The organism is Thermanaerosceptrum fracticalcis (genome assembly GCF_000746025.2).
GTDB lineage: Bacteria > Bacillota > Peptococcia > DRI-13 > DRI-13 > Thermanaerosceptrum > Thermanaerosceptrum fracticalcis.
The window spans coordinates 560,143-572,031 of record NZ_CP045798.1; the positions used below are offsets into that span (position 1 = coordinate 560,143).

General features: G+C 43.5%; 15 protein-coding genes and 1 pseudogene. 10 read left to right on the forward strand and 6 right to left on the reverse strand.

Annotation, left to right across the window (positions count from 1 at the left end):
• Positions 1-48: 48 nt before the first annotated feature.
• A complete protein-coding gene (locus BR63_RS02860) occupies positions 49-825 on the forward strand; it encodes an enoyl-CoA hydratase-related protein (RefSeq protein WP_034421679.1) in 777 nt (258 codons plus the stop codon).
• Positions 826-870: 45 nt separating this feature from the next.
• On the opposite strand, the gene BR63_RS19320 is transcribed toward BR63_RS02860, so the two are convergent.
• A complete protein-coding gene (locus BR63_RS19320; RefSeq protein ID WP_207724753.1) occupies positions 871-981 on the reverse strand; it encodes an RCKP-type rubredoxin-like domain-containing protein in 111 nt (36 codons plus the stop codon).
• Between the two features lie 244 nt (positions 982-1,225).
• Between BR63_RS19320 and BR63_RS02865 the strand changes: the two genes are divergently transcribed.
• From BR63_RS02865 to BR63_RS02885, 5 genes are all read left to right on the forward strand, one after another.
• Positions 1,226-1,453 (forward strand): FmdB family zinc ribbon protein, encoded by a 228-nt coding sequence (locus BR63_RS02865; RefSeq protein WP_034421678.1) that lies wholly within the window; start codon positions 1,226-1,228, stop codon positions 1,451-1,453.
• 153 nt (positions 1,454-1,606) lie between these two features.
• On the forward strand, positions 1,607-2,386 hold the full coding sequence (locus BR63_RS02870; RefSeq protein ID WP_051965648.1) for an IclR family transcriptional regulator: 780 nt from the start codon (positions 1,607-1,609) through the stop codon (positions 2,384-2,386).
• 78 nt (positions 2,387-2,464) lie between these two features.
• On the forward strand, positions 2,465-4,123 hold the full coding sequence (gene ilvD / locus BR63_RS02875; RefSeq protein ID WP_207724792.1) for a dihydroxy-acid dehydratase: 1,659 nt from the start codon (positions 2,465-2,467) through the stop codon (positions 4,121-4,123).
• Between the two features lie 29 nt (positions 4,124-4,152).
• Entirely contained in the window at positions 4,153-4,806 is a 654-nt protein-coding gene (locus BR63_RS02880; protein WP_034421675.1) for a bifunctional 2-keto-4-hydroxyglutarate aldolase/2-keto-3-deoxy-6-phosphogluconate aldolase, read from the forward strand.
• 25 nt (positions 4,807-4,831) lie between these two features.
• Entirely contained in the window at positions 4,832-5,854 is a 1,023-nt protein-coding gene (locus BR63_RS02885) for a sugar kinase (RefSeq protein WP_034421674.1), read from the forward strand.
• A 160-nt stretch (positions 5,855-6,014) separates the two neighbouring features.
• On the opposite strand, the gene BR63_RS02890 is transcribed toward BR63_RS02885, so the two are convergent.
• Positions 6,015-6,230, reverse strand: a complete 216-nt coding sequence (locus BR63_RS02890) for an alpha/beta-type small acid-soluble spore protein (protein ID WP_034421673.1) — start codon at positions 6,228-6,230, stop codon at positions 6,015-6,017.
• Between the two features lie 195 nt (positions 6,231-6,425).
• On the opposite strand from BR63_RS02890, the pseudogene BR63_RS02895 reads away from it, so the two are divergent.
• Positions 6,426-6,866 (forward strand): annotated as a pseudogene (locus BR63_RS02895) (sigma-70 family RNA polymerase sigma factor); the annotation flags it as partial.
• A gap of 5 nt (positions 6,867-6,871) precedes the next feature.
• On the opposite strand, the gene BR63_RS02900 reads toward BR63_RS02895, so the two are convergent.
• Positions 6,872-7,873, reverse strand: coding sequence for a recombinase family protein (locus BR63_RS02900; RefSeq protein WP_081908112.1), 1,002 nt, complete (start codon positions 7,871-7,873; stop codon positions 6,872-6,874).
• A 25-nt stretch (positions 7,874-7,898) separates the two neighbouring features.
• Between BR63_RS02900 and BR63_RS02905 the strand changes: the two genes are divergently transcribed.
• Positions 7,899-9,356, forward strand: coding sequence for a transposase (locus BR63_RS02905; RefSeq protein ID WP_243269998.1), 1,458 nt, complete (start codon positions 7,899-7,901; stop codon positions 9,354-9,356).
• Here BR63_RS02905 and BR63_RS02910 read toward each other — a convergent pair.
• Genes BR63_RS02910 through BR63_RS02920 form a run of 3 tightly spaced genes read right to left on the reverse strand, consistent with a single transcriptional unit; the run spans position 9,316 to position 11,045 of the window.
• Entirely contained in the window at positions 9,316-10,092 is a 777-nt protein-coding gene (locus BR63_RS02910; protein WP_187142810.1) for a recombinase family protein, read from the reverse strand. The genes BR63_RS02905 and BR63_RS02910 overlap by 41 nt on opposite strands.
• Before the next feature lie 3 nt (positions 10,093-10,095).
• Positions 10,096-10,599 (reverse strand): ImmA/IrrE family metallo-endopeptidase, encoded by a 504-nt coding sequence (locus BR63_RS02915; RefSeq protein ID WP_034425640.1) that lies wholly within the window; start codon positions 10,597-10,599, stop codon positions 10,096-10,098.
• A 41-nt stretch (positions 10,600-10,640) separates the two neighbouring features.
• Complete coding sequence (locus BR63_RS02920; RefSeq protein WP_051966241.1) at positions 10,641-11,045, reverse strand: helix-turn-helix domain-containing protein; 405 nt, start codon at positions 11,043-11,045, stop codon at positions 10,641-10,643.
• 149 nt (positions 11,046-11,194) lie between these two features.
• Here BR63_RS02920 and BR63_RS02925 point away from each other — a divergent pair, with 149 nt between their 5' ends.
• Positions 11,195-11,461 carry a helix-turn-helix transcriptional regulator gene (locus BR63_RS02925; protein ID WP_051966243.1) on the forward strand — a complete coding sequence of 89 codons (267 nt, stop codon included), beginning with the start codon at positions 11,195-11,197 and terminating at the stop codon, positions 11,459-11,461.
• A gap of 197 nt (positions 11,462-11,658) precedes the next feature.
• Positions 11,659-11,865, forward strand: a complete 207-nt coding sequence (locus BR63_RS02930; RefSeq protein ID WP_051966245.1) for a hypothetical protein — start codon at positions 11,659-11,661, stop codon at positions 11,863-11,865.
• The last annotated feature ends 24 nt before the right edge of the window (positions 11,866-11,889 follow it).

Below are 11,889 nucleotides of genomic sequence, written 5' to 3' on the forward strand. Positions count from 1 at the left end.
CAAAGATCAAGGATAAGCTGCTAAAAATAGAATGGAGGAGGCTTCACTATGGAGTACAAAAACATTCTCTTAACTGAGGAAGGACGGGTGGCAGTGGTAACTGTGAATCGTCCACAGGCTTTAAATGCTTTAAACGAAGAGACGATGACGGAACTAAAAGACTGTTTCACCAAGCTTGGACAGAAAGAGACGGTTCGCGCTATTGTCCTTACAGGTGCGGGAGAAAAGGCTTTTGTAGCTGGCGCCGACATTTCCTACATGGCCAAAATGAATCCCATTGAAGCGAGACAATGGGCTAAATACGGGCATGAAGTATTTAACCTGATAGCTAATCTCCCCAAACCTGTAATTGCTGCCGTTAACGGTTTTGCTCTGGGGGGCGGCTGTGAAATTGCTATGGCTTGTGATATTCGCATAGCTGCAGATAATGCTAAGTTCGGTCAGCCCGAAATAAATCTGGGTATTATTCCCGGATTTGCAGGTACCCAGCGGCTAACCCGCCTGGTAGGTAAAGGGATGGCTAAACTTCTCATCTACACCGGTGATATGATTGATGCTAATCAAGCTTTGGCTATCGGTTTGGTGGAAAAGGTAGTATCCAAAGAAGAATTGATGGCTGCGGCCATAGAGTTGGCGAACAAAATTGCCGGCAAACCTGTTGCACCTATCGTCTTGGCAAAAGAGCTGATCAATGCCTGTGACGAGGTAGGGCAAAAAGCCGGTGAGGTCCTGGAAGGCGAGTGCTTCGGTATGTGCTTCTCCACGGAAGACCAAAAAGAGGGTATGGACGCATTCCTCAACAAGCGGAAGCCTAATTTTAAATAAGTAAAACAAAGAGGCGGCAACTGCCGCCTCTTTTCATGAGTAATCCTATTCTTTTTTGACTATAGAGTCTTTGGGAGCACCGCACTCCGGACATTTGCCCGGGCGGCAGCGGGATTCTTTTTCATAACCGCAAACACTACATTTCCAAACAGCCATATTTAATCCTCCTTAATTTTATTAATAGTAATGATTATTAACAATATTCGATATCCGTAGGCGAAATCCTTTCACAAACCGAAAATTTTATTGCCTTTTTTATGCTATAATACATGATGTGCAAAATAATAGCATTTTATTGCAGATGGGAAGCAGGGTCTAAGGGTTACGGACCTTGACAGTTGGCCCCAGGGCTACTAAAATTTTTTGTGGAGATAGGACTTACAAGCAGGAGGTGAACAATATGCCCAGTTATGATTATCGCTGCCCCCGGTGCGGCAAATTTACTATTACCCAGGGAATAAAGGAAGCTCCTTTACAAAAATGTCCTACATGCCAATCTCCCGTGAATCGCCTTATCGGCAAGAATGTAAATATCATATATAAATGCTCAGGTTTCTATACTACCGACTCAAAAAGTTCTCCAAGTTCCCAGGGTTCTAACAATGAAACCAAGGCTGTTAATGAATAAACGCAAGCTTAACCTTGCGTTTATTTTTTCATTGCAAAAAATATTTCCTGATCTAATTTACCAAAGAGGAATTTTTCTTTTCATAGAGAATAATTATTAACAAAATACGAAACGTTGTTTCATAATGCGCGACAAAATAGGGGAGAGACGGCATTGAAAATCGAAAAAGACAATAGTGTTCAGGCTGTGAAAAGGGCTTTGAAAATAATTGAGTTATTGGGCCGAAGCCGTGAGGAATGGGGAGTTACCGACATTGGCCGGGAATTAGGCTTACACAAAAGTACCATTTACCGGCTCCTTTCCACTATGAGTGAGGAAGGTTTTGTTGAGCAGAGTGACACGGGCAAATACCAGTTGGGAACTAAAATCTTAGAAATAGGTGGTCGCATGCTCAATAATATTGAAATAAGAAAGGTAGCCATGCCTTTTCTCCTGGAACTATCAAAATATGTGGGGGAAACCGTGCATTTGGTTGTACTCCACGAAGGGGAGGGCATCTATGTCGACAAAGTTGAAGCGGAAAATGTTATCCGTATGCATTCCACCATCGGCGCCCGTGTGAAACTCCATTGTTCGGGCGTTGGCAAAAGTATCCTGGCCCATTTACCGCCCCAGGAAGTACAGGAAATCATCAGAAAACACGGTTTAACCAAAATCACCGATAATACCATAATCACCTATGAAGCGTTGATGGCCGATTTGGCTAAGGTAAGAAAACTTGGCTATGCTCTTGACAATGAAGAAAATGAGTATGGCATCCGTTGTGTGGCGGGCCCCATATTAGATTACCGGCAGAGGCCTGTAGCAGCCCTTTCTGTCTCTGGGCCAACTATGCGGATGACCTTGGAAAAAGTAGAGGAGATTGGCGCTCAGGTGGTAAAAACAGCCTTATTAATTTCTAGGAGAATGGGGTACACTGCCGACAAATTCTAAAAGGAGAGAGGGATTCAGTTGTTAAAGTCACAGAGATTAAAAGGAGCTGCCCCGGAAATCGAATCACTGCGCTTGGGTATGAATTATACCGAAAATGATTTAGAAAAACCACAAATCATGGTGAATAGCACCCAGGGAGAAAGTCACCCCGGCAGTTATGGGCTAAACCAGCTGGTAGAAGAAGCCGTAATAGGCGTCTGGAGTAAAGGGGGCAAACCTTCCCGCTATACCGTTACGGATATCTGTGATGGCATCGCCCAGGGACATGAAGGTATGAATTACTCTTTAGCCTCACGGGAAATCATCGCTGCTATGATTGAAATCCAGGGGCAGGCCAGTCCTTTTGACGGGATCATCCTCTGCGCTTCCTGTGATAAATCCATTCCCGCCCACCTAATAGCTGCCGCCCGTTTAAATATTCCTGCTATTTTTATTCCAGGCGGAACTGCCCTAACCGGGCCGGGCAATCTTAGTTTGGAACAGATAGGGACATATAGTGTGCAATACCATCTTGGTAAGATTACAAAAGAAGAATTTACCCATCTCCAGCGGGAGGCTTGCCCAAGCTGCGGCGCCTGTCAGATGATGGGGACAGCCAGTACGATGCAGGTCATGGCAGAAGCCTTGGGTCTGGCTTTACCGGGTACTGCCCTCATTCCTTTTCCCTTAAAGAAAATAAGGGATATGGCAAGACAGGCGGGAGAACAAATCTTATATCTAGTGGGAAAAGATATCAAACCCTCTGATATCCTAACAAAGGAAGCCTTTAACAACGCCCTGATGGTTCATGCAGCAATCTCCGGTTCTACCAATGCCATCTTACATTTACCTGCAATTGCCAGGGAAGTTGGTATTAAACTGGAACCGTCTGAGATCGATGAGATACACCGCAGGATACCTTACCTGGTGGACGTCAGACCAACGGGTTATTATGCTACAGAGTTCTTCTGGTATGCCGGTGGAGTACCTGCCGTCATGTGGGAAATCAAAGAACATTTACACCTGGATCAGCTGACAGTGACCGGAAAGACTTTAGGAGAAAACTTGGAAGAACTTGAGAAATCAGGCTGGTTCCAGAGAGTAAACCGTTACCTGGAAAACTACCGTATGCAAAAAGAAGCTGTGATCAGGCCCAAACATAACCCCATCCAGGCTCAAGGTTCACTGGCTGTTCTCAAAGGAAACATTGCCCCTGAAGGCGCTGTGGTGAAACATGCTGCCGTGCCCCGAGAAATGCAGGATCACATTGGTCCTGCCCGGGTCTTTGATCATGAGGAAGCAGCCCGGGAAGCAGTTTTGCATAACAGGATACAGCCGGGGGATGTCATTGTGGTCCGCTATGCAGGACCGAAAGGTTCGGGCATGCCTGAAATGTTCTATACTACGGAGGCTATTGCCGCCAACCCCCTTTTAAGCAGTACTACGGCTCTAATTACAGATGGCCGGTTTTCGGGGGCTACCCGCGGTCCGGCTATCGGCCATGTTTCTCCCGAAGCCATTGAAGGTGGTCCTATCGCCCTGGTGCAGGACGGTGATTTAATCCACATTGATATAGCAGGGAGAGGTCTGAACATGATCGGCTGGGACGGCAGTCAAAAAACACCTGCGGAAGTGGCGGAGGAACTGTCCAGGAGGAAGGCGAAGTGGCAGGCTCCGGCAAGTCGATTACAAAAAGGAATTCTTAAGGTCTTCGGTCGCCTGGCAAGTTCTGCCATGTCCGGGGGCTTTATGGAATAACAATTTAAGTGATTAAAGGAGGAATTATTGTGTTACCCAACAGAATTAAAATCTTACAAAAACTCATCGAGTGTGGTGTAGTTGCCGTTGTACGGGCAGAATCGGCACAACAGGCCAAGGTTATTGCCGATGCAGTGAAAGCCGGGGGTGTAACAGCTGTAGAAATTACCATGACAGTTCCCGGAGCTCTGGATGTCATGAAGGAACTGGCTGCTTATTACTCTCCTGAAGAAATGTTATTGGGGGCCGGAACAGTGTTAGATGCAGAAACTGCCCGTATGGCTATTTTGGCCGGGGCCCAGTACGTGGTTTCACCTCATCTGAACTTGGAAGTAGTTAAACTTTGTAACCGCTACCAGGTGCCGGTCATGCCAGGCGCCATGACGATTAAAGAGGTTGTGGAAGCCATGGAAGCAGGAGCAGATGTGGTAAAAATCTTTCCGGGGGAAGTTTTAGGCGTAGGCGTGATCAAGGCTATCAAAGGTCCCCTGCCCCAAGCCCCTCTCATGCCTACGGGCGGTGTATCCCTGGATAACGTGGACCAGTGGATCCAAGCTGGCTGTGTAGCTGTTGGGGTAGGCAGTGCTTTAACCAAAGGGGCAGCCAAAGGAGATTACGCAGAAGTAACAGAAACAGCCAGGGCTTTTGTGGAAAAAGTGAAACTGGCCAGAAGCAAGAAATAAGTAAGAAGTAAGGTAGGTCTTTAACATGAAAAAGGTAGTGACTTTCGGAGAAATCATGCTGAGGCTCTCGACGCCTAATTATCAGCGCTTTGTCCAGGCCGAAAGCTTTGATGTAACTTATGGCGGGGGAGAGGCCAATGTGGCGGCTTCTTTAGCCAACTACGGGCTTGATGCTTATTTTGTCACGAAGGTTCCTGATAACCCTATGGGTCAAGCTGCCATTAATCATTTGAGAAGGTATGGTGTACATACCGACCATATTTTAAAAGGCGGCCCCCGCCTGGGTATTTACTTCCTGGAATATGGTGCATCCCAGCGTCCCTCCAAGGTTGTCTATGACAGAGCCAATTCCTCCATTTCCCAGGTAAAAGCGGGCGAATTTGACTGGGAAAAAATCTTCCAGGGCGCAGACCTCTTCCATTTCACCGGGATTACACCTGCCCTGGGTGATGCTGCGGCAGCTGCAACCCTGGAAGCCTGCCAGGCTGCCAAGAAAATGGGTGTTACGGTTAGCTGTGACTATAACTACCGGAAAAATCTCTGGAGTCCTCAAAAAGCCAATGAGATCATGAGTCGTTTAATGGAGTATGTAGATATCGGTATCGGCAATGAAGAAGATGCCGAAAAAGTTTTCGGTATTCATGCCACAGGTACCGATGTGACCTCCGGTCAATTAAGCCTGGAGGGCTATAAGTCCGTAGCAAGACAGTTAGTCGAAAGGTTCGGGTTTAAGAAAACCGCCATTACCTTACGGGAGAGTTATTCCGCTTTTGACAACGGCTGGTCTGCGCTGCTTTATGATGGTAAAGAATTCTATCATTCCAAAAAATATAACATTCATATCGTGGACAGAGTGGGCGGCGGCGACTCCTTTGTGGGAGGCCTGCTTTACGGTTTGTTATCCGGCATGAGTAATCAGGAGGCCTTAGAGTTTGGCGTAGCTGCTTCCTGTTTGAAACATACCATTCACGGAGACTTTAACCACGTTACAGTTTCCGAGGTGAAAAGCCTGATGGAAGGCGATGCTTCGGGAAGGGTACAGCGGTAAGATAACGTGAATCGTTAACCGTGAACGGTGAAGACCGTATAACAAAATTCAACCTTGAATATGTTAAAAAACAAAAACCAGCAGGATAACCTGACTGGTTTTTGTTTTTTAAAAATTATCCGGTAATCGGTAGGCAGATATCGGAAGTCGAAAAGATTGACTAGATTTGGCCGCCGTTCTTTAAGTGTTCTTCGGCAAATTGCACCATTTTTCTGGTCATATAACCACCGATATAACCGTTTTGACGGGAGGTCAAACTGCCTTTATCGACGGCTTCATAGTTGCCTAACCCCAGTTCTCCAGCCATTTCAAATTTCAAACTGTTTAAGAAAGACTTGGCTCCTTGTACAGCAGGTTTATTTGTGTTTCTTGGCATTTTTGTTTCCTCCTTTAGCAAATTAGTATTTATTGTGGTTTCGTTTATAGGATGTGCAGTGGGGAAAAAGATATGATGCAAATCTTTTGGCAATTCTACCAACATTGTTAAGTGGTTTTTTAAAAAAAGGACAGACACATTATCCCAATAACCTCCATACAATTTACAGCGAATTTAAATGGAGGGGGAGTTTAGATGGGATTCGGAACAGTAGTGGTTGCTACTGTCACTCTGGCAAAAAGTATCTTATTGCTTTTTTATTATTTGAATAACAATGCTTTTCCCCGACCTCTTTCCGATGAAGAAGAGACCTATTATCTTGAAGAATTTAAAAAAGGAAACATGAATGCCAGGAATATCCTTATTGAACATAACCTACGACTGGTAGCACATATAGGGAAAAAATTTGACAGCACAGGCGAGGATAAGGATGATATCATTTCTATCGGTACTATCGGTCTGATTAAGGCTATCAATACATTTGACAGTGACAAAGGCACCAAGTTAGCCACATATGCCGCTCGCTGCATTGAAAACGAGATCTTGATGCATCTCAGGGCCACGAAAAAAAATAAAGGTGAAGTATCATTATATGATCCCATCGGTATTGATAAGGAGGGCAATGAGATAACACTAACGGTTTATCTGTATTGACTAGATAACTTAGGATAAAGCACTAGAGTAAACTCATCTCCTTTTTGATGTTTTTCTTTGCGATAAGTGCCGTATTCCAATATTGATTTCAAGAGGTTGTTTTTTTCCGCAGGACTTTTAAGTTCTGAATAAATATCCAAGGCGTTTTGCACCATAGGTATTATTTCTACCTGTGCTTTTACTCTTTGCATTTCATCATTCAGTGCTTTTTCCGCATTATTAATGGCTGTTTTGGTTGCATCAATTCGTTCGGTAATAGTACGTGATCTTTCTAAAAAAGTTTCTTCATCATAGATGCCCCGCTCAAGAAGATCGTGTAGTCGTCCTTTTTGCTTTTCCAATTCGGAGAGTTCCTTTTCTAAATTTTGCAGGGCTTTTCTACGAATATCTATAACGTTATCAGTTTTTAATTGTGGTTTGGATAGATTCCATTTTGCCTGATATTCCCGAAGCCAATTTCTTAGCCCTTCAATAACCCGGTTTTCCACAAATTCAAACCGACTGCTTTTATTGGGACAACGAGTATTGTAACAGATGAAATGCGGCCTTTGATTTGTGTAAACCCTTAAAACCATAGCTGACCCGCAAATATCACACTTAATAAGACCAGCAAGCGGGTTAACGATCCCATTTTGCAGTTGATAGGGAACATGATATTTGTTTTTTAATATTTCTTGAGCTTTAGTAAACTGTTCTTCTCTCACAAGGGGTTGGTGCTTGCCTTTAGAATATATCCATTCTTCTTTAGGTCTTGTTCGCACATCTTTTCTTTTTCCAGATACAACTGATTTTTTATATTCTTTTTTTTTCCATGTGATTATGCCTATATAAACAGGGTTTTTAAGAATACAGGAGTTATGCAGTTGGTGGAAATAAATAGAAAATAATAACTCAAAAAATATTTTAAAAAAGATCCTAATTTTCGACAAAAAAGGTCTTGACTTTTTCGAAAAGCCCCCATAATCGCTTTGGATGGTATTTTTTACCATCACTCTAGCGATATGGGTGATGTTGATGAAGAAACTGTGTAAACCAACTTTCGAAAAAAAGGATCACGGTCAAGGTGCCGGAATCCCGGTACTCAAGACAATTTGGGATTTGTTTGACCTGTCTCTGCTGTTTTCCCAGTCCGGAATACGCAAACACTCCGGAATTCCAGCGTGGCTCCTGGCTTTTGCCTACATCTGCGGCCTTGCTAATCATTCAAGTTCTGCAAATCAAAATGCTAAGTTTTCAACGGAAGCTCCATTTTTACAACAACTGCTTTCCGGGCAAATCATCTCTCAAAGTGCCTTCAGCCGGTTTCTCTCCAAGCCCTTTCAGTGGCTCCGGTTCTCTTTGGGCAGATTTGCCAGGTTACAAGAAAACACGGATAGCAGGCTGACCGACGGCGATATCATTGCCTTAGACGATACTAAAATTGAGCATCCTCACGGTAAAAAAATCCCCTTTCTCTGTTGGCTCTTTGACAGTTCGGATAAGTGCCATGTATGGTGCATTAATCTTGTGTCGACCCTGGCTGTCTTAAAGAATGGGCTCGAATATCCTATGCTGTGGCGCTTCTGGGTTAAAAATGGCCAGGAGAATGAAAAACAAACCAAGCTTGATCTTGCTAAACAGATGCTCGCAGAGGTGCGTCAGTTGAACAAGGCCAGACTCTGGGTAGCCATGGATCGCTGGTTTTTGTGTAAAAAGTTCCTGAACTGGCTGATGGGTCAAAATTTTGACTGGGTTACCAAAGCCAAACGTAACACGGCGCTATTCAGGAAAATCTACGACCCGGTACTAGGAAAGGAACGCTACATTAAACTTAATCCGAAGCAACTGCTGCGAGAAGTTTATTCCCAGCTTCGGGTCCTTGGCAAAGAATCGGTTCTCAGTATTCCGGACATTTACATCAAAATGCCCTATGAGACCTTAACACGCAAGGGAAAACCCATTACTAGACAACGTTTTTTACCCATAGCTGCCATTGCAGCCACTTATGAGAAGCAGGCTGTCGAGGGCAGCATAGTTCTTCCGGAGGAAGAATGCCCGGCAACCTTCAAGGATGCGTATCTCCTGATAAGCAATCGCGTAGATACGCCGGAAGAAGCTGCAACTGCCTATGCTAAACGATGGAGAATAGAAGTTTTTTACCGCACCGCTAAACAGAATCTTGGTTTAACATCTTGCTATGCTCAGTCTGAAACAGCTCATTTCGCACATGTGGAGCTCTTGTTTACAGCGAAGACCCTTCTTTGTTATGCCTCTTGGGAGTGCAATAAAGAAGGCGCCGAACAAGCCCCCTCCCTCTGCGAAGTGATAAGGTACTTCTTCAACGCCGGTTGTCGGATCCGCTGTTGCGAGCAGTTGATCCAAGTCTATTTTGACACGGCAACCCAGCGTTTTTCAAGGCTTATTGATAAATTCTGGCCACATTCTTTGGAACTTAGGTTATGGAATTGGAAAAATTATCCTGAAACTGCATAACTACTGTAAGAATAGATAAAACAGAAGAAGATTTCCATTCAATTCCTGTATATGAACGATACCCTAGACGGTTGAGTTCGTTTGCTATTTTATTAGCTCCCATTCGTAGAGAGGGGTCCTCGTGAGTGTACCAGTCAAAAATCATTTTAACGACAGGTGCCTGTTCCGGGTGAGGGACCAGGTATCTATTTTTGTCTTTTTCTTCGATAAGATAACCATAAGGCGGTCTTGTGCCAATATAGTTTCCTTCCTGCACGGAGCGGACACGGCCTCCTTGAAGCCTTCTGGTTATGATTTTGAGTTCCTTTCGGGCCATAAATGCTTCAAATTCGCTGTATTCTTCATCAAATTCATTTTGCAAGTCATATATCTTACGAGGGGTGATAATCTTAGTATTGGCCTTTTTAAACGTTTCTAGGATAAGTCCCTGCTCTTGCATATTGCCTCGGCCAAGACGATCCATGTCCATACACAGGACAGATTTCCATTTGCCTTCTTCTACATCTTTTAAAAGTTCCAGCATCTCAGGTCGATGTATCAGGCTTTCACCTGAGACAATTTCTTCGTAAACTTTTGTTACATTTATTTGCAGTTCTTTTGCCAGTCTAAATAATGCTTTTTTATGTTTTGCCAGCGTTTCGCCTTCGCCACGAGCTTCTGCTTCCCGGTCCTCACGAGACTTGCGAAGATAAATGCAAGCTGGCTCCAGGTCTATATTGTAAGTTTTGCTAATCATGTTTTATCCCACTATCCTTGTCTTAGTTTTTGTCAACATAGCAACATCCGGCAGTTTCAGTCTAAAATCAACCATCTCTTCGGTTACATTGAACCACTCGGCAAACTCCCATTTTTCGGCCATTCCGTTTTTTATCACACGTAAAAGTTTGCCTCGAGGCATAAGGTATTGTGCAGCCCATTTTAAGGCTCTATACTCAGCCTTGCTTATTTCCAACCTATCCTGATAATGAAAAAAAGTCCGGGGAACAGAATTGCCTGTAGTTGTAAAATGATGCCCGATCTCTTCCGCCAGAACACAACGAAGATAAGCACTGGAGCTTTGTTTTAATGAGTTGCTTAACCCAATAATAGGCGGCAAACCAGATTTTGCCCAATAAACTGCTTCCAAAGGCGGTTTGAAATCCCACCATTGTATATCGATACCTTGTCTTTCAGCTAGTTTAAATAATTTAACAGGCATGTCCATCACCCTGCAAATTTTGTCGTTGTTTGTCAAAATATCCATATATGACAGAACCTGCCACATGACTTATCAGTAGCAGGTTCTTATTTTTTGCCATATTTTTTTAGAATATATTCCTTGAACTCTTCGAGGCTTCGGCGGGCTTCTTCGGGCAAATCCGCCATTGGGTCATCTGTTCTGTGGGCGGCTTCAGTCTCGTATCCATAGCTAGAAGGGGATTCAGCAACCAAGCAAATATCACCTGTAGTATCACTTTCGTTATTATTGTTTTTATTGCTGTTTTCATCTGATTCTACACGACCCAGGAGCCAGTCAACGGAAACGTTAAACAAATCTGCTATCTTCTTAAGAGTTGATGGGTCCGGTGTGCGTTGATCTATTTCCCACATTGAAATTGCGCCTCGGCTCACAGATAAAATTTTTGCAAAGTCATTTTGAGTCATTTTATGTTTTTTTCGCAGATAGACTAAACGTTCTCCGAATGTCATAACACTATCCACCTTTTTTTAAATTATTTTACCACATAATGTGGCATAAACAATTACTGCAACAAGAAGTTGCAAAATATATTGACTGCAACTTTTCGTTGCTATATACTAAAAACAAAGCAACGGACCGTGTCATTGGAGGTGAAATCATGGCAAGAACAAAGCTTATAAATTTACGTAGAATGCATGGATTAACACAACAGGAGATTGCCGATAAATTAAAAGTCACACGAAGTTTTTATGGAATGATAGAAACCGGTGATCGTAACCCAACATTAGATTTAGCTAAGAAAATTGCCGAGATGTTTAATGCAAATATTGAGGACATTTTTTTTGAAGAAAAATGCCACGAACTGTTGCAATATCCGTCACATGTTAACGATGAGGCAATCACCACCGAGGCAGCAAACCAATAAATTTTATCCCTTATATCAAGATTGTAAAATTCATACGCTTATTTCTTTAGCTGTAGGAGGATGTAAGAAACGGAGAAAGGGGGAAAGAGTGCTTTATTTTCACCCGAAAATGGCGTAAGTAAAGCACACCAGTCATGCAAAAAACTAGTGTTGTCCATCGTCATCACGGTCATAAGATTTACCGGGGTGATGCTAAGGTGGTTAAAAGTATCGATATTTCGGTCACATATAAAATTGGCAATACAATTATACATATTGTCGGGCCGCAAAACCTGTCGGAAGAAGAAGCCCACAAGAGACAGCGTGAATTTGATTTAGCAGGATGGTTAGCATGGAACACCTTGCCGGTTGAAGAACGCATCAAAATTAACCAGGAGTATTCCGAAAACAAAAAAAGCCTGTAAGATACAGGCTTTTAGAAGAAATAA